At 39.6% G+C, this 18,664-nt stretch carries 15 protein-coding genes; 5 read left to right on the top strand and 10 right to left on the bottom strand.

The window, feature by feature from the left end:
- Nucleotides 1-435: 435 nt before the first annotated feature.
- The 4 genes from rlmN to lgt all read right to left on the bottom strand — a co-directional run bounded on the left by rlmN (nt 436) and on the right by lgt (nt 4,227).
- Nucleotides 436-1,488, bottom strand: a complete 1,053-nt coding sequence (gene rlmN, locus H6G08_RS28470; RefSeq protein WP_190549210.1) for a dual-specificity RNA methyltransferase RlmN — start codon at nt 1,486-1,488, stop codon at nt 436-438.
- A gap of 278 nt (nt 1,489-1,766) precedes the next feature.
- Complete coding sequence (locus H6G08_RS28465; RefSeq protein ID WP_190549208.1) at nt 1,767-2,120, bottom strand: phenylpyruvate tautomerase MIF-related protein; 354 nt, start codon at nt 2,118-2,120, stop codon at nt 1,767-1,769.
- 199 nt (nt 2,121-2,319) lie between these two features.
- On the bottom strand, nt 2,320-3,126 hold the full coding sequence (gene cobM, locus H6G08_RS28460; protein WP_190549206.1) for a precorrin-4 C(11)-methyltransferase: 807 nt from the start codon (nt 3,124-3,126) through the stop codon (nt 2,320-2,322).
- 225 nt (nt 3,127-3,351) lie between these two features.
- The gene (gene lgt, locus H6G08_RS28455; RefSeq protein WP_190549204.1) at nt 3,352-4,227 is read right to left on the bottom strand and encodes a prolipoprotein diacylglyceryl transferase; all 876 of its coding nucleotides are present in this window, start codon (nt 4,225-4,227) and stop codon (nt 3,352-3,354) included.
- Nucleotides 4,228-4,689: 462 nt separating this feature from the next.
- On the opposite strand from lgt, the gene coaD reads away from it, so the two are divergent.
- The 4 genes from coaD to H6G08_RS28435 all read left to right on the top strand — a co-directional run bounded on the left by coaD (nt 4,690) and on the right by H6G08_RS28435 (nt 7,634).
- Nucleotides 4,690-5,241: a pantetheine-phosphate adenylyltransferase gene (gene coaD / locus H6G08_RS28450; RefSeq protein ID WP_190632369.1), complete on the top strand. Its 552-nt coding sequence runs from the start codon at nt 4,690-4,692 to the stop codon at nt 5,239-5,241.
- Nucleotides 5,151-5,819, top strand: a complete 669-nt coding sequence (locus tag H6G08_RS28445) for a DivIVA domain-containing protein (protein WP_190549200.1) — start codon at nt 5,151-5,153, stop codon at nt 5,817-5,819. The genes coaD and H6G08_RS28445 overlap by 91 nt, the downstream gene beginning before the upstream one ends.
- Nucleotides 5,820-6,121: 302 nt before the next feature.
- Nucleotides 6,122-6,460 carry a Ycf66 family protein gene (locus tag H6G08_RS28440; protein ID WP_190549198.1) on the top strand — a complete coding sequence of 113 codons (339 nt, stop codon included), beginning with the start codon at nt 6,122-6,124 and terminating at the stop codon, nt 6,458-6,460.
- 436 nt (nt 6,461-6,896) lie between these two features.
- Nucleotides 6,897-7,634: a DUF554 domain-containing protein gene (locus tag H6G08_RS28435; RefSeq protein WP_190549196.1), complete on the top strand. Its 738-nt coding sequence runs from the start codon at nt 6,897-6,899 to the stop codon at nt 7,632-7,634.
- A gap of 485 nt (nt 7,635-8,119) precedes the next feature.
- Here H6G08_RS28435 and H6G08_RS28430 read toward each other — a convergent pair whose 3' ends face one another.
- Together H6G08_RS28430 and H6G08_RS28425 are read right to left on the bottom strand one after the other, a co-directional pair.
- Complete coding sequence (locus tag H6G08_RS28430) at nt 8,120-9,454, bottom strand: hybrid sensor histidine kinase/response regulator (protein WP_190549194.1); 1,335 nt, start codon at nt 9,452-9,454, stop codon at nt 8,120-8,122.
- A complete protein-coding gene (locus tag H6G08_RS28425; protein ID WP_190549192.1) occupies nt 9,451-12,207 on the bottom strand; it encodes a hybrid sensor histidine kinase/response regulator in 2,757 nt (918 codons plus the stop codon). Before H6G08_RS28425 ends, H6G08_RS28430 begins: the two co-directional genes overlap by 4 nt.
- 579 nt (nt 12,208-12,786) lie before the next feature.
- On the opposite strand from H6G08_RS28425, the gene H6G08_RS28420 reads away from it, so the two are divergent.
- Nucleotides 12,787-13,428 (top strand): iron-containing redox enzyme family protein, encoded by a 642-nt coding sequence (locus H6G08_RS28420; protein ID WP_190549189.1) that lies wholly within the window; start codon nt 12,787-12,789, stop codon nt 13,426-13,428.
- 217 nt (nt 13,429-13,645) lie between these two features.
- On the opposite strand, the gene H6G08_RS28415 is transcribed toward H6G08_RS28420, so the two are convergent.
- From H6G08_RS28415 to cysS, 4 genes are all read right to left on the bottom strand, one after another.
- Nucleotides 13,646-14,992 (bottom strand): TldD/PmbA family protein, encoded by a 1,347-nt coding sequence (locus H6G08_RS28415; RefSeq protein ID WP_190549187.1) that lies wholly within the window; start codon nt 14,990-14,992, stop codon nt 13,646-13,648.
- Between the two features lie 105 nt (nt 14,993-15,097).
- A complete protein-coding gene (locus tag H6G08_RS28410; RefSeq protein WP_190549185.1) occupies nt 15,098-16,537 on the bottom strand; it encodes a TldD/PmbA family protein in 1,440 nt (479 codons plus the stop codon).
- Nucleotides 16,538-16,581: 44 nt separating this feature from the next.
- The gene (locus H6G08_RS28405; RefSeq protein WP_190549183.1) at nt 16,582-16,947 is read right to left on the bottom strand and encodes a four helix bundle protein; all 366 of its coding nucleotides are present in this window, start codon (nt 16,945-16,947) and stop codon (nt 16,582-16,584) included.
- A gap of 19 nt (nt 16,948-16,966) precedes the next feature.
- On the bottom strand, nt 16,967-18,424 hold the full coding sequence (cysS, locus tag H6G08_RS28400) for a cysteine--tRNA ligase (protein WP_190549181.1): 1,458 nt from the start codon (nt 18,422-18,424) through the stop codon (nt 16,967-16,969).
- Nucleotides 18,425-18,664: the final 240 nt, after the last annotated feature.

Below are 18,664 nucleotides of genomic sequence, written 5' to 3'. Positions count from 1 at the left end.
AGCCTGCCTTCGCAGGCTAAAAGTTTGATAGCCTGCGAAGGCAGGCTTCGTATTTCTAGCCCCACCCTTATAGGGTGAGGGCGTTTTTGCACATTTGGGATGCTCCCGTTATTTGCGCCTCTTTCATCAAATTTTTTCGCTATTAGATAGCCTGAATATTTGGCAGAAACAATGTGACAGATTGTAGGGGCATGGCAATGCCATGCCCTATAGAATATATTGATGTGCGGCAAATAATATTTAAATTGGTATCATTCAAAAAGCGTTGTGTGGTTAACACAACGCTTTTTATATTGATATTTATGATTGTTCAGGGAATTCCAAAAAATAAATTATGCCAAATTGTAGGGCGGGGTTACCCCGCCCCTACGAGTTGCGGGTTTGGTAAGTTAATGATTGGAATATTTTTTATTTGGAAGTCCCTAAAAATTCTGCCTACTGCCCTAATTTCTGCGATCGCAATTGTCCACAAGCCGCATCAGCTTCTAAACCACGGGAATAACGCACGCTGACAGCAATAAATTGCTGCTTTAAGACATTAACAAAAGCTTGAATGCGATCGCTACTAGGGCGTTTATAATCGACTTCTTGAATGGGATTATAAGGAATCAGATTCACGTGGCTTTGGAAACCGCGCAAGCGTTTGGCTAATTCTAAAGCATGTTCTGGTAAATCATTCACTCCCGCTAAAAGTATGTATTCAAAACTGACGCGGCGGCCAGTAATTTCCACATATTCCCGACATTCTGCCAATAAATCTTCAATGGGGTAGAAACGGGCGCTAGGAATTAGCTGTTGTCGGAGTTCTTGATGAGGCGAGTGGAGACTGACAGCGAGAGTAATTTGTAAATTATGCTGGGCTAACTGACGAATGCGATCGCGAATTCCCACAGTAGAAACAGTAAGCGATCGCTGTCCGATTCCGACATCTTGATTTAAGGATCTTAACGCTGCGAGAACATTCTCAGTATTTAACAACGGTTCACCCATGCCCATAAATACCACATGGCTGACTCGTTGCTGAAAATCTTCTTGTACCGTCAATACTTGATCGACAATTTCATGACGGGCTAAATTGCGCTTGTAACCACCTTTACCCGTAGCGCAGAAATCACAAGCCATCGGACAACCCACCTGGGTAGAAACACAGACAGTTAACCGCTTATCGCTGGGAATCCCCACAGTTTCCACAATTTGCCCATCTGCAAGTTGCAAGAGATACTTAATTGTGCCATCAGCAGCAACAGCGCGGTGATGAATTGTCGAACGCCCAACGGGGATATCTGCGACTTCGCCACGCCATTGTTTAGGGAAAACAGAAATATCAGCTAGCGATCGCACACCTTTATGATAAAGCCAATCATGTAGCTGCTTACCTCGATAAGCAGGTTGTCCTTGCTGCTGTACCCAAGCAGTCAATTCAGCTACAGAAGCACCTAATAATGGGGAATTTAACTCAACAGAAGAAATGAGCGGTGTAACAGACATAAGCGATCGCCAGTTGATGCTAGAATCTCTATCCTATATCTTCTGGTTCAATCCTGGAGTAGACCAAAAAAGAAAAAGATCAGCTAAGGCGAGTCTAAATTGCATAACTACTTTATGGGCTGTTAACAGCCCTCACAATGGATTGTGAACTTAAAAGCAGAATAGCTTACGAGCAAATGAAAAAATATTGCAATCATTAAAAACTTACCAAACCCGCGACTCGTAGGGGCGGGGTAACCCCGCCCCTACAATTGGTATGATTGATTTTTTGGAGTTCCCTAACCGAATGTTGTCCCATTCCAACCCCACATTGCACCTTTGCTATCAGCAAATTCAATGTAAATGCGATTTTTTGCTACACCGAGAGATTGATTAATTTCTTGACAAAAATCCTGACTCATACTTTGAGTTTGGTCAGGTTTCATTGAGCCAATACTTTTAATTTCAATGTAGCAAACCGGGTCTGTAGTCCCAGCAAATGTCATCGGAATTCCCGGTTCAAAAGCCGTCATTACATAAGATTCTGGTTTTCCCAAATGCTTTGCTAATTTAGCCGATAAGCTTAATAGCATCGCCTCAACTTCAGCTTTTTCCGGCGCAGATACAGAAGTTTGTACTTTAATTAATGGCATAGTCAAAAATTTAATAGTCCAAAGTCAACAGTCAATAGTCAATGGTCAGTAGAGACGCGATAACCATTGTCTGTACAACGGTCAACGGTCAACAGTATTTAGCTTAAACAAAAAGAAGCCTCTCACGAGCGTCCGAAGGACGAGTGATGAGATGAATTTTTGGGCGGCGACGAGTTGCCCAATGCCCAATGCCCCATAACTAATGACTCGATCGAAATAAATGTTGATGTTCGGGATGATATAAACGCGATCGCCCTGTTGCTTTTGAAAGTGCCGGACTGATAATGTAAAGTGTGGTGCGTATTAGCTGTTCTTTGCGGGTACAGTCAGCCATCTCATTCAACGGAACCACCCGAATTTTTTCATCAGGCCAGCCGACACGGAAACAAATTGCTACTTGGGTGTCGCTGGGATAATGTTCTAATAATTTGGCTTGCGCATCTTCTACATGACGGGCGCTCAAATATAAGCACAGGCTAGCTTGATGTGCGGCGAGTGTGGCTAATTCTTCACTAGCGGGGACTTCAGTACGTCCACTGATACGGCTGAGAATAATAGTTTGCACTAAACCCGGTACAGTTAATTCTACTTGTAATTTAGCTGCTGCGGCTTGAAAAGCGCTGATACCGGGGATAACTTCAAAAGAGATATTCGCCTGTGATAGCAGGTACATTTGCTCGTGTATGGCGCTGTAGAGACTGGGATCACCGGAATGGAGACGAACCACAGATTTTTGCGATCGCACCCGCTCCACCATTAAAGGTACAATCTCTTCTAAAGTTTTATTCGCCGTCCGAATAATCTCCGCATCTTGGCGACAAAGCTCTAAAATCTGTACAGGGATCAAAGAGTCCGCAAATAAAATCACATCCGCTACAGCCAGAAGTTTTTGTGCCTTCACCGTTAATAAATCGGGATCTCCAGGCCCAGCACCCACAATGTAAACCCTGGGTTCTAGAGGCTGCAAGGTTTTTGGCTCACATGTTCTAGCAGTAAATTCACTCATAAAAGCATAGACTTTAACTCTGCAAAAAAAAATTTTGATAAATTTTCAGTGTCTTTCCGGATAATCTCTATTCCTCTAGTAGAGAGTAATGGTAGATGCACCCTGGTTAAGCCCTGGAGAATCCTCTGGGGCATTTTTTATTTTTGGGCATTGGGCATTGGGCATGGGGCATTGGTTATATTCCCCTGTCTTTTAATCTCCGCCTATCCGCGTCTCCCTATCTGCTTATTCCCCAATCGCGCCGTTACTCCTGGGGGTAGAAACGACATCTGGTAAAGGGCGTTTCGCTAAATAAAGCCAAGCTAATCCGGCTAATCCTAAAGTAATCCCAATTAAACTTACAACTTGAGCCATCCTTAAAGGGCCTAGCATTAAGCTATCAGTCCGCAACCCTTCAATCCACAAGCGTCCTGAGCTGTAAGCTGCCAAGTAAGTGAGAAATAACGTACCTATCTTTAAGCGTGGTTTTCCTTGCAAACTGCGAAAAAACAAAGTTATCAGCAAGGCAAACACCATTAAATCCCACAAAGATTCATAGAGGAATGTGGGATGAAAGTATTCATTATTAATAAATTCTGGGGGACGGCGTTCTAGTGGGATATATAACTTCCAAGGTAAATTGGTAGGGTCGCCAAAGGCCTCCGAGTTGAAAAAATTTCCCCACCGCCCGATCGCCTGCCCTAAAATCAGTGAAGGCGCTACTAAATCTGCTAGTTGCCAAAAAGAAACTTGCTTGAGTTTGGCAAAGATTAAAGCTGCAACCAAACCGCCCAAAATCGCGCCATGAATCGCAATCCCCCCTTGCCAAATCGCGATAATTCGTTCTGGGTGCTGGGCATATTCTGACCATTGAAACAAAACATAATATAACCTAGCTGCGGGAATTGCCCCAATTACCAACCAAATTGACAAATCGCTGAGTAAATCTGGGTTAACATTCCGACGCTTTGCCAAATACTGCGAAAGACTGACACCAATTAACACTGCTGAGGCGATTAATAAGCCGTACCAGCGAATAGTTATTGGCCCTATTTTCCAGATCTCAGGGCCTGGAGAAGTAAATTGAAATGCCAAAGGCAAAGTGGAAATATCCAGTGCCATGCAAAAGTACCTAGCTAGATAACTAAAATTATTAATCAGCCTGAGCAGTTTCCCATCATAAAACAAGAAACCAGGGGCTTTGAGTATATAACTAATTAGAGCAGGTTTTGCTTTGCGGTAAAAACCTATCTGTTAGTCAGCTAATCACGAAAAAATCTCACAACCAAACATACAAATCTCTCCTAGCCCCTAATCCCTAGCCCCTAGCCCCTAGCCCCTAATCCCTAGCCTAACGATAAATATACGTAGTTACTAATAATTACTTAGTATCGTTAATTTCTCTAACAAAAATAATATTTCTCGGAGATGTAATAGGTTTATCAACAGGTTCCGATATAATCACCTACATCACTTTGATGCATCGAAGATTATTACAGTTATGTATTTTGAGACGGCGCATAAATTTGCTCATACCTTACCCCTATGTCTAAAACTAGGGGCTTCCTCGGCGCGGAGGTACTGGTGATTGCTATTTACCCTGGTAGCTTTGATCCGATTACCTTGGGACATCTGGATATCATCCAACGGGCTAGCCGATTGTATGATGGGGTAATTGTGGCTGTTCTGCGCAACCCCAATAAAACACCGTTGTTTACCGTACAGCAAAGGCTAGAGCTAATTCGTCTATCTACACAACATTTACCTAATGTTGAAGCAGATAGCTTTGATGGTTTGACAGTCAACTATGCTCAAAAACGACAAGCACAAGTTTTATTAAGGGGTTTAAGAGCAGTTTCCGACTTTGAAATTGAGCTGCAGATGGCTCATACTAATAAAACTCTTTCTACCCAAATAGAGACTGTTTTTCTAGCCACCTCCAATGAGTATAGTTTTTTAAGTAGTAGTGTGGTAAAAGAGATTGCAAGGTTTGGTGGCTCTGTCGATCATCTCGTTCCCCCACACGTTGCTTTAGAAATATACCAATGCTACAACCACAACTCTCCAATGTTGAACCCGATCGCAACGGAAACAATCTCCCCTCTGAAGACTATCCCGAAGGAGCGGGAACCATAGATCTTCAGGAGGAACTCGCTCGTCTCGAGGATATTATCGTTAGTGGATTCCGCATTCCCCTAACGGGACGCACTTTAGTTGATGATGAAAAGCTGTTAGAGCAGCTCGATTTTATTCGGGCTTCTTTACCATCAGTTTTTCAAGAAGCAGGATTAATCCTCGATCAAAAAGAGGAAATTTTGCTGGAAGCTGAAGAATATGGCCAGCAAGTTGTTGAGGCGGCGCAAGCGAAACGCGCTCAAATCTTGGCGGAAAGCGATATTATCAAGCAGGCAGAACGCGAAGCTGAACAGCTAAGACGACAAGTGCAACAAGAATGCGACGCCATGATGCAAGAAACTCTGGCAGAAATTGAGGAAAAGCGCCGTGCTTGTATGCAAGAGTTAGAAGAAATGCGACAAGCTGCGATCGCTCAAGCTCAAGAAATAGAAAATGGTGCGGATCAATATGCTGATAGCGTCCTAGAAGGTATTGAACAGGATCTTAAAGATATGTTGCGAATTGTTACCAATGGCAGACAAGAACTGCGAGCAGAAATGCCTCCGCAACGAAATTCTCCCCCACCCAAGAAAAGATAAGCTTGATGGAGGTTGAAAATTTCACAAAACTGTGTTAAAGAAATCAAAATTAAAAATCAAATTATGTCCGCACAGCAAGAATTATCGCTATTAATTAGCGGTAAATTCAATCTGTGAGAGCTAGCTTTGTTCTTAGATTTAAGAAAATACTTTGTTGAGAAAACAAATTTCAATTTAATTTTTCAGATTGACCTGGAGGCATTTTAAATTCATTAATCTAAATAAGTTCGTAGTAAAATCTGACTACGAACTTATTTAATTTTGTAGCAAAATAAATTATATAAATTCCGGGTTAGAAGATTATGCCTATCAATAATTTAATTTTAATGCAAGTGAATTTTGGTTTGAATATAGCTAGCTTGCTAGGAATAATATATATACTTTTTGGTATATTTTACATGCTTTTTATGGTAACTTTGCTATTTAGAAGAGCTAGTAGCCTTAATGGTATAGCTTTTGTAATTTATCTGCTGCAAGCTTTATTAGTACCAAGTGTTATGTTGCTTGTAGGTTTTATCTTTGTTTTTCAGGGTTGGCGATTAGATCCGATTTTACAGTTTGCCCAATTTTTATTAACTATATTAATTCTTTATTTCTGCATCAAAGACTTGCTGGTAAATGAAATTTCTCGCAATAGATAATGTTAGTTAAAATAGAGATTGATATCTTGCACTTACACCCTAGAAGGCTGAGGTTATACAAACTTAGCCTGCATAGACAAGCTAATAAACTTGGTTTTTCGCTTGATTGCTAAAATACAATGTTCATTAACAACTTATCCATAACACAATACGGTTCAGTTAGCGTCAAAAAACAGATTTGGCGTAGGTTGGGTTGAGGGACGAAACCCAACATTTTCGGCGCTACATTTATCTGAGGTTATACAAACTTAGCCTGACTATGCAGGCTAATAAACTTGGTTTTTCGCTTGATTGCTAAAATACAATGTTTATTAACAACCTATTTATAGCAATCCGTTTAGGACTGACAAACACCCATCTTCCTTGTCCCCCTTGTCCTTTTTCTGCGTATATAAAATAGGATTGCTATATGAAACTTTATCAGGGGTGAACTAAAGTGACGCTAGATTTTTGGGTGCGAACTAACGGCACTTGGATTAATGCTATCAGTATTATTGCAGGTACAATTAGCGGACTTCTTTTAAAGAAGCATCTTCCCGCAAAAATGCAGCTGATAATTACCCAAGGAGTAGCGTTAATCACCATCTTTATTGGTTTGCAAATGGCTGGTAGTTTAACGCAAGTGAAAAATACTCGCGTTGATGGCATAGTATTAGGACTAATTGCGATCGCAGTTGGCGGAGTTTTAGGCGAGTGGTGGAAATTAGAAGAAAGACTCTATTCTTTAGGCGACTTTATTAAAGCGCTTTTTCCCGGAAGCGACTATTTTACAGATGGTTTTGTTGCTAGTAGTTTACTATTTTGTGTTGGGCCAATGGCTTTAATTGGCAGTTTTAACAATGGTTTAACCGGGAATAACACTATATTAATGCTCAAAGCCACAATGGATGGCATCAGCGCGATCGCACTTAGTAGCAGCTATGGTATCGGCGTAGGATTTTCCGCCATTATCCTGCTGTTATATCAAGGTACTGTCTCCCTAATCGCTGGATTGTTGATCCAAGTCTTACCCAACCCAACCAATCATCCCTGCTTGTTATTAATTACAGGTGTAGGTGGCTTAACAATTCTCGGATTGGGATTAAACTTATTGGCAGTAACCCAAATCAGAGTCGCTTCTTTACTACCAAGTTTACTCATTGCACCTCTACTTTATTTATTAACTATTAAGTAAGTCCCTATAGGAATCCGATTTGATTTCTGAAAAAATCTAAGTATATGTAGGGTGCGTTATCACGAAGTGTAACGCACCGTATTACGGGGTTTGGTGCGTTGCGCTGCGCGACAACACACCCTACGTATTTGTTCAAAAATCAAATATGAATCCTATAGAATTGAATTCTTATACCAATTTAAAAAAATACGCGGATGGTAGGGGCATGGCAGTGCCATGCCCTCTAGAATATATTGATATGCCGCAAAAACTATTTAAATTATAATATGGTTCAGTAAAAGATAAATTGTAGGTTGGGGAGCCACCGCCGTGGACGGGTTTCCCGGCTTGAGGCGAGTGGCGTTTGAGGAACGAAACCCAACATTACCGGGTTTTTGTTGGGTTTTTAGAATATATTGATATGCCGCAAAAATCATTTAAATTGGTTTACCAATGACAAATGACAAATGACAAATGACAGTTATCTTTAAATCTCACGAACCTACCTAGCTCACTCCTTTACTTGCCATAACTGGAATAGTAATTATAAACTCTGACCATGCACCAGGTTGAGAATTTACTTCAATTTTTCCCTGATGTTCATCAACAATAATTTTATAGGAGATTGCTAAACCTAATCCCGTACCTTTCCCAGCAGCTTTAGTTGTATAAAGATATTCAAAAATTTGTTTCTTAATATGTTGTGGCATACCTGTGCCATTATCTTTAATAGAAATTATTGCATATTGCTCATCCTGACTGAGATTTGTAGTCACAGTAATGCAATTTGGTTTAGCTTTAATTTCCGCAAAGCTTCTGCCTCGATTCGCCTCTTCTAAAGCATCGATGGCATTAGCCAGAATATTCATAAAAACTTGATTTATGGGACTTGGTAAACATTCAATTAGCGGTAATTCACCATAATTTTTAATAACTTCAATTTCCGGACGATCCTCATTAGCTTTTAAGCGATGCTTGAGAATTAACAGGGTGCTATCTAACCCTTCATGGATATCAAATAGTTGCTTTTTTGCTGTATCACTACGAGCAAAGCTGCGTAAACTATGACTAATATTAGTAATCCGTTCAATGCCAATTTCCATTGAATTGAGCAGTTCGGGAAAATCTTTTTTGATATATTCTAAATCAATAGATTTAATAGTTTTTTGGATTACCGCACTCGGCTGGGGATATTCTTGTTGATACAATGCAATTAATTTAAATAAATCCTTGAGATATTCTTGAGCAGGAAAAATATTACCAGCTACAAAACTGATGGGATTATTAATTTCATGTGCTACTCCGGCAACTAAATTACCCAAGGCTGACATTTTCTCATTTTGGATTAGTTGCAGTTGCATAACTTGCATTTGCTCAAGGGTATAACTCAGTCTAGCTGTTCTTTGAGCTACCCTTTTTTCTAATTGTTCATTCATACTGCGTAGTTCTTGATTCAGGTTACACAGTTGTAAATGCACGTTCACTCTAGCTAAAACTTCTTCTTGTTGAAATGGTTTAGTAATATAGTCAACTGCACCTAAAGAAAAAGCTTTAACTTTATGTTCTGTTTCATTTAAAGCCGTCATGAAAATTACAGGTATATTTTGATTGTTAGGAATATTTTTCAGCCGTTGGCAGGTTTCAAAACCATCAATTCCTGGCATCATGACATCTAATAAAATTAAATCTGGAGTTATTACCGCCAATTTTTCTAAAGCACTCTCGCCACTTTGCGCAATAAAGACTCGATATCCTGCTGATTTTAAACAATCAAATAAAACTTTAATATTAGTGGGATTGTCATCGACAATCAAAATTTGGTTGGGTTGAGTTGAATTCATGATTTAACCTCCGCTATTGCCTGTTGAATAAATTTAACGATCGCGCTTTCGTTCATCTCCTGTAGCAGTTGTAGTAATTGCGCGGCAAAAGGCTCGTAGCGTCGATCTAATTGCATCAGGTGCTGTGCTGCTTGTTCTAGGGTGTCAATGTCACCCATGCGTGCTGCTAATTGCAGATTTTCTAATTCTTGAATATCCGGTAAGACTAAGGCGATCGCCTGATTTGCAGTATCATTTACAACAATAGGCACAGTCTCGGCTTCGCGAATCCAGGTTAAACCCAAGTGAACGCTCAACTGTGACAGCAATTCATCAGATTGTATTGGTTTGGGTAGAAAGCCATTGCAACCCGCAGTTTGGCTTTGTTGGCGGTTAAAATCAAAGACGCTGGCAGAAGCAGCAATAATTATGGTTTGCTGAAATTGGGGAAGCGATCGCAATTTTGCTACCATTGCTAATCCATCCATCACAGGCATAGACAAGTCAGTAATGATACAGTCTGGTTTGTGTATCATAGCTTTGTCTAATCCTTCCGCACCATTACTGGCTTCAATTAATTCAAAATCTAGTAATCCCAATAAATGGGAGATTACAGAGCGATTTTCCCAGCGATCGTCAACTATCAAAATTTGTTGTCGTTTGCCTTCATAACCAATAATGTTTTCAGTAGAGGTTTGCGGCGGAATTTCTCGCCACTCAGCAGCCGCAAGCACATCTACATCAAACCAAAAGGTGCTACCCTCCCCCAAAGTACTTTTGACTTGGATTTGACTACCCATCAATTCCACAATCTGCTGACTAATTGCCAATCCTAACCCTGTACCCTCAGCCATTCGCTGGCGATCGCCAACTTGCTCAAAAGGTATAAAAATTTTGTCTAATTGCTCTGGTGTCATCCCTACTCCCGTATCTGTGACTTCAAAGCGGAGACAATACTTACCCTGAATTGATTCATTTATAACACTGACTTTCAGTAAAACACTACCGCGATCGGTAAACTTGATAGCATTACCCAACAAATTAATTAATACTTGCCTTAAGCGTTTTTCATCAGTATGGATAAACTGCGGCAATTTATTCACAGCTTCATAACTAAATTCAATATCTTTTTGTTGCGCACGAATGCGACAAATTTCTACAATACTGTTGAGAAAGCTATTAAATTGAAAATCTTGATTTACCAGTTCTAACTTCCGCGCTTCTATTTTAGAAAGGTCTAAAATATCATTAATTAATGTTAATAAATGAGAACCACATTGATAAATAATATTGAAAGCATCTAATTGTTTAGCTGTAGATTTCTTGTCTCGCTGCAAAATTTGCGCGTAACCCAAAATACCATTGAGGGGAGTTCTTAATTCATGGCTCATATTGGCTAGAAAGTCACTCTTAGCTGCATTAGCTGCATCAGCCATTTCTTTAGCTTCTTTGAGTTCAGCAGTTCGTTCTTCAACTCGCTGTTCTAATAAAGAATTAGTTTTTTGCAAAGTTGCAAAAGCGTTTTGCAATTGCCCAGCCATACTATTAAAAGCTATGGTTAAAATACCTAGTTCGTCCTTTCTCTGTGTAGGAATTGTTTGCCCAAATTCCCCATTAGCAAAAGCAGTTGCGGCATCTTTCAGCTTAATAATTGGCTTAGTAATCCAGCGAGCTGTGAGAATTCCAACTCCTATAGATATTAATAAAGCTAACAATGATAAAATCAGCGTATTCCGATTATTTTCATAAATTTGCCCCATAAAATCTGCTGCGGGAACTGACTCTACCACCAGCCAATTCAAACCAAATTTATCTTTCCAAGGAGCAACTTTGACAAAAATTATTTCTCTATTGACTACAAATTGTAGATGTTCCTCTCGTTGAATGTTGTAAAAATCAAAGTTAGCTTTTAAATATTGGGCTGTAGCTTTGATTAAATCGTCATCACTTTCTTCTGCTTTTAATCTGAGAATCTTGCCCTTTTCATACTTGAACGGCGGTTGAATATTAGAATTAGCTACTAGAAATCCATTACGTTCTAAAATAAATACTCTACCATTGGGGCTAATATTGATATTTTTTAAAAAATTGCCAATTGAAGACAGCTTTAAATCTGTTCCTAACACACCAACTAAACGATTTTGTTGATTATATACTGGATAGCTGTAAGAAATAGATATAATCCCTAAGTTCTGCCATTGGTAAATCTGGCTCCAAATTGGTTTACCAGCTTTCACTGCATCCGTATACCAGGGATCTAATAAAGGATTGATATCGCGAACTTCTAATATATTATCCCTAGAACCATCAGGTTTTAGGTTATAGACATACATTTTTTTATCAGATGCAGCATTGAAAACTTCTAGGTTGAAATTAACTATATTTTCATCCTTTTTTTCTTTAAGAATCCCCGTAAATTTACCCTGTGCATGACCAAAATTTATATAGCTAATATTAGAATTTTTAATTTGGGCATAAAAATATTTTTCTAATTTATCCGAATTTTGATAATCTAAAACTCCAGATTTGATTAAATCAGCGTTAATTTGATTTAACTTTACCGGGTCTTTGAGGTAAGAATCGAGATGTAAAAATACCTTAGAATTTACTTCATTTTGTAATTTAATAACTAAATCATTAACTGTTCTTTGTCCATTTCTAAATGAAAAATATCCCACTAATCCCACAGTGACGCAGATTTGTATGACAAAAGGAACAATTAAAATTGTGCGTATAGGAACTTTGCTCAATCTGCTTTTGATAATTTGTTTCATGATTTTTCTGAGTTTGGTTGCATTCGTAGTAAAAAATTACTCAATGAGGATAATTTTTGCTCAAAGTATTGCAGAGTTTATCCGGAAAATCATGTTAATTTTTGTAATGAATATTTTTAGTTTTTTATATATTTCATCAAAAATCTTGATGAATATATTATTCACACGCTATTGTGATGCAAAAATTAATTTCTGTATTAAATGTCTAATCTATCTATAGCATTAGTATTTGCTGATTGGAGAAATTCAGTAATACTCAAAATCAAAAATGCTGATTTTTTAGTTCCTACTCTTCCTCCGTACCTCAAAACTGCTGACGCAAGTATTTTCAAAAGTGTTAAGCAGAATCATAGAGACGAGAAATCCAGCATAATATATATCTTAATTACTGACAAAAATATTTTATTTAAGCTTTAAATTTGTTAAATATAACCTAGTAATTCTTCATCAAATACTCGTATTAAATAAGTAATGACACCATTGGAAAATATGTGTTTCCTTGATTATATTTTAGTTGTGTTCAGGCGAAAAATCCTGGATATGCTGCTTGGTAAGTCAACACATATATTTGGAGTATCTATGTTACTGTCGATAGAAAATATTGAAGATGTCCTTCGCTTAGAATTCCGCAAGCAAGTTGTAGAACCAGGAATTCAAGATGCAGTCACATTTTTACGCCGATGGTCATATCTTTCGAGTCAAGTTGTTCGCTTACATGGAGCAGCATTAGCTAGAATACATATCCCAGATATCCAATATTTGTTAGCAGAAATAGCTTACGGTGAATGTGGTTCTGGAAACAAAAGTAAAATTCATAGCAAATTACTGCTGGAATTAATTAATCAATCTCCTAATGCTCAACTTATTACCCAACAGATAGATCCATTTTTAGCCCAATTTTTTGAACACACCATTAGCCATTTATCCCAGATGAGTCAGGATGAAGCGATTGGATTTATTGTCGGCTTAGAAGCTCCTGCATACGATATTTTACATTTACTCAAGCAATCTTTTATAGCTGTAGATATACCAGAAATAGATGTATTGCAATCAGAGTATTTTATTATCCATGATGCAGTAGAAAAAGAACATCAACAATCAGGCCATGAAGCGATAGAAATTATCATGGCTAATGGTTGTCAATTGAGCAAAATTCACAAAGGCGGAGATTATGCAATTAATTTCTTAATTACGATGGTAGGTAATACAGTTGTGGTTTAATTCCATCCCAGCTACTGTGAAATTACTAATTTTGATAATCAGGTTGTATTCCCAAACTTTATAATGTTCCCTATTATTTTTTGCTATGGCTGTTGATTGTTGACTGTTGACTGTTGACTGTTGACTGTTGACTGTTGATTGTTGACTGTTGACTATTGACAGACTTAAAATCCTAGCTCTGCTTGAAGTTTGAATTGTGCTTTGTGCTGTTGCTTAGTTACAGAGTATATGTAAAATCTTCTACCAACATTCCGGGAACAAGGCTACCTCCAAGTTGACGGTTTTCGTAAGTTCCAACTTCAGGGATAAATTCTTGAAAATTAGTCAAATCTACTAAATTATCTCCCCAAAAACGATAGAGACTTTCATCAAAACGCAGGTTTTCAATAGGCGCAATAATTTCGCCTTTCTCTACCCAAAAGCAAGCATAACGGGTCATACCTGTAATTCTACCCGTAGGGCGATCGCTCCAATTCAAGTAATGTAAATTCGATACATATAAGCCTGTATCTAAACTCGGTAAAATCTGCTCAAAAGCTAAATTACCCGGACTGACTTCAAGCGCGCGTAAGCTTTCATAACTATTCGCACCGTTTGCCGTTTTTTGATATTCTTTAGCAGTCCGAGAGTTAACTAAACTATTGATTAAATATCCTTTGGCAATTATAGGTAACTCTGGTGCTGCCATTTCTCCTAATTCATTAAATCGCGGCACTAATCCTAGCTGAAAGTTTTCTTTTAAATTAAACTTAGGGGAAAGTAATTTTTCTTCGCGGGATAATGTAGCTAATGAACTATTTCCTTGTTGGATATCGGCTTCACTCACACCCCCCCAAGAAAGCATATTTACTAAATCGGCAACTGCGGCAGGTGCGAAATAAGTTTTATAATTGCCTCTAGGTATTTCCTTTGTAGTTAAAGAAAGTAATTCTAATTGTTTTTTATCTTCTTGAATTCTCTTTATATAAGCAGCTTCATCCCAATTACTACCAGCAAAGGTACCTTTAACAGCTTGCCCTGATGGTTTAAACAGAGAATAATCTAAGGTAAATGTATCGGTAGCAAACCAATGTTTTTGTCCTTGGGAATCGCCGTAAGCTTGAATCACCACACCCCCGGCGTATATTCCGGTAAAATCTAGGTCGGCAACTAATTCTAGAATTGTAGGTACTACCGCTTCATTAGCTAATAATTTACCAGAATGTATTTCTCTACTAGTGTTATTTCCTGATGGTAAAACCAGATAGGGATCGACAGGTAAAAAGCGAATTTCTTCCCGTAATTCTTGTAAAGCTGTGTATGCTGTCTGCCAATCAATCTCCCAATTTCCAGTAAAAGGAAACTGACGCATACCAGTACGTTGCTCTTCCATTAAAGTTAGTTCAACCCAACCATCAGCAACATAACCAGTTTGGCGAACTTTCGCATGATTAAATCGTGTAAATTGACTGCGTTCGCTGTTAAGTTTAACAGTGAATTCTTCAGTTGCAGTTTTCTTGATCAGGAGAGTTTCAATTAGCTGATTAAAGCTAGTTTCTAATGCAGATAATTCGTCAATTTTCATGAGCAGGGGGTATTAAAGAGCAGGGGAGCAGGGAGCAGGGGGACAAGGAGAATAAAGAAGACAATTGTACAGACGCGATTCATCGCGTCTCTGAGCATTGACAAATTAACTTCCACCACCAAATACTTCGACATTAGCAAATAGACAAACTGGTGAACCATGTCCTACCCAAATAGCTTGATTTGGTTCGCCTTTACCGCAGTAAGGAGTACCGTAAATTTGCCAATTGGAATTATTACCAACTTTGGTTAAACTTTGCCAAAATTCGGGAGTGGTGGCGCGATAGTTGGGGTTACGCAGGGTTTTGGTGAGTTTGCCATTTTCAATTAATTTGGCATACTCGCAACCAAACTGAAATTTATAACGGCGATCGTCTATTGACCAGGAACGGTTTGATTCCATGTAAACACCATTTTCCACCCCGGCGATGATTTCCTCAAAGGTGGCGTTTCCTGGCTCTAAATTTAAGTTAGCCATGCGATCTATCGGGGGGCGATTCCATGAGGAAGCACGGGCACAAGCTACGCCTGCTATTCCCGCCCTGGCTTGGCTTTCTAGGCTGCCTAAACCTCTCTGAAGTACCCCGCCTTTGATTACATACTCTCTGGTGGCTACTGCGCCAGTGTCGTCAAAGTTATAGCTAGCAAATTCACCGGGTACGGTGGGGTCAAAGGTAATGTTCATCAGTGGCGAACCGTAAACTAGGTTGCCAAAATCGCTCTTGCTGACAAAGCTACCACCAGCGTAGTTCCGCTCATCTCCCAAAATTCGGTCAATTTCTAGGGGATGTCCGACGCTTTCATGGATTTGCAGCATCATTTGGTCTGGTGCTAAGACTAAATTGGTGCGGGTTGTTGGGCATTCGTCGGCTGTCAAGAGTTCTACTGCTTGTTCTCCAACTTGCTGCACCCGATCCCATAGTCCATCTTGTTTTAACAGTTCCAATCCGCCTTGATAACAGTTTGCGTGCCAACCGTTGTTAGTACGCTGCTGGACGATCGCGCCATCTTGGGCTGTAGCTCCGTAATGTGCGCCAACAGAGAGAAACTTTTGGTATACTTGGGAGCCATTACTACTGACAAACCATGTCTCTTTTTCGTTGCTGCTAAAGCTGGCTGTAGTTTGGACAATTTTGTCGCTAACTTTTAGGGTTTGACAAATCCGCACGAGTAAATCGTTGATTTCTCTGGGGGTGAGCGCATCTAATGGTTTTACAAATGGTGATTGATATTCACCCACAACTTTAGGACGCTGAGTTTCTCGGAAATCATAGATTCGCCATTCACTAGCTACAAGTGCCTGTTTATACGCTATTTCTGCGGCGGCTTGTAAGCTAGCAATATCTAAATAATTAGTAGCTGCATAACCCAAACAGCCATTTACCAATACTTCTAGCATTGCTCCTTTGGTGGAGTATTTGCCATTAGCTTGGGGTAAGCCATCACGGACATGACGGTTAACGGCTGTTTCTTTGACAACTCGAATACCAACCCAATCAGCAGGAATATTGATATTCGCGATCGCGTTTGTGAGTTCAGAAAACATAATTTCAATTCAAAATTCAAAATTCAAAATTCAAAATGAAGAAGTTATTGTTGACGATTTTGCTTTGTTTTGACGACTATTGCGGCAATTATTTTGATTAACTCATTAGTTTCTCCCAAAATTGGTAGTAAGCGTTCCTCGGCAATTAATTCAGTAGCAATCAGAATTCTTAACCAGTATCTAGTTTCTCTGCCCTCTTTCAGGGCAATTTCTAGCTTATGAACAAAATCAGCCGTACTTTGTGCGGCTTGGGATTCTTCAACGTTTGCCCCAATCGATGTACCAGATCTGAGCAACTGTTTTGAGATTGTACGACTCACTCCAGAAGTCTCATCTAGCACTTTACACAGGTTAACAATCCGAACAGCAAACTCAAAAGTCCTATCAGTAATTGCTTTGTAGTTACTCATAATTTTGAATTTTGAATTGTTAACCCCTGTGCCAGCGTGTGCCATCCTTACTATCAATTAGAGTAATACCTTGTGCTTGGAGTTCATTCCGGATGCGATCGCCTTCTGCAAAGTTTTTGGCTTTTCTGGCTGCTTGGCGTTGGGCAATCAAATCTTCTATTTCTGCATCGCTTAAATTATTATTGGCTGGTTTTTCGGCTTCTTTTGTGGCTTCTAAGCCTAAAACTCCCGCTAAGGTAACCAGGGTTTGCCATTGTTGGCGTAATTCTGCGGCTGGTGTTGCAGTTTTCCCTTCATGGACAATGATATTTCCCTCGCGGCGCAGTTCTTTGGCTAATTCAAAGATGATTGCTAAACCGCCAGGAAAGTTAAAATCATCGTCTACGGCTTCTCGGAAACGGTTGACATATTCTGGGGAGATTTCTGTTTCATTTCCCGCGTTTTTTACTTCCCATCCCAGTTTTTCGCCGTATTCATAGCCGAAAAGCAATCCTTCTTTTAAAGTATGCCAACCATTAGTAGCGGCCGCGATCGCTTCGTCAGTAAAATCAATAGGTTTACGATATTGGGCTTGCAGGACAAATAACCGCACCGCCATTGGTTCTACATCTCGATCTAAGAGGTCGCGAATGGTGGTAAAGTTGCCCAAAGATTTGGACATTTTCTCACCATCTACTTTCACCATGCCATTGTGCAGCCAGTAGGTAGCTAAAGGCTTACCCGTTACCGCTTCCGATTGGGCGATTTCGTTTTCGTGGTGCGGGAAAATTAAGTCAGCACCACCAGCATGAATATCTATGGTATCGCCCAGGCGATCGCGTACCATTGCAGAACATTCTATATGCCAGCCGGGACGCCCTGAACCCCAAGGCGATTCCCAAGCGGGTTCCCCTGGTTTAGCGGCTTTCCATAAAGCAAAATCAAAGGGATCTTTTTTCTTTTGGTATTCTGGATCTTCGATATTAACGCGATCGCTGGCACCAGCTTGCAAATCGTCTAATTTTCGTCCAGAAAGCTTACCATAATCAGAAAACTGCCGCACAGCATAGTAAACATCACCAGCAGAAGGGTAAGCATAGCCTTTATTTTCTAAATCGTGAATTAGCCGTTGAATCCCATTCATCGTATGGGTAGCGCGGGGATACTCATCAGCTTCTTTGATGCCCAATCTAGCCATATCCTCAAAGTAGGCTTTAATAAAGCGATCGGCTACAGCTTCCATTGAAGAATGTTCTTGCCTTGCTCGATTTAAAATCTTGTCATCAATATCGGTAAAATTTTGGATATAGCGCACTTCATAGCCGCTAAACTGGAGGTATCGCCGGACTACATCCCAAACAATACAAGCTCTAGCATGACCCAAATGGCAATAGTCATATACCGTCACGCCGCAGTAATACATCTTAACCTTGCCTGGTTCTACGGTTGTAAAGGTTTCCTGACGACGGGTGAGGGTATTGTAAAGGGTTAGGGTCATAAGCAGTTCAAAATTCAGTTATTCAAGATTCAGAATGGAAAAACCATTATGTGCTAAACATCTTAGCGATCTATCTATATGCAACATTAAAGCAAAGACAGCTACATTCAGTAATTGATAAATAGATAGATACGTAATAATAGGGTAAAGCACCAGGGATGAGAGTCCAGCATCCCTATGCTAGTTTTTTCTGGACTCGTTGCGCTACACTCCTACCTTTTTGACTTTATTTTGTTTTGA

This window comes from Calothrix anomala FACHB-343 (assembly GCF_014696435.1).
GTDB lineage: Bacteria > Cyanobacteriota > Cyanobacteriia > Cyanobacteriales > Nostocaceae > Aulosira > Aulosira anomala_A.
The sequence above is the reverse complement of the archived record's forward strand: the minus strand, read 5'-3'. Positions and strand labels throughout refer to the sequence as shown.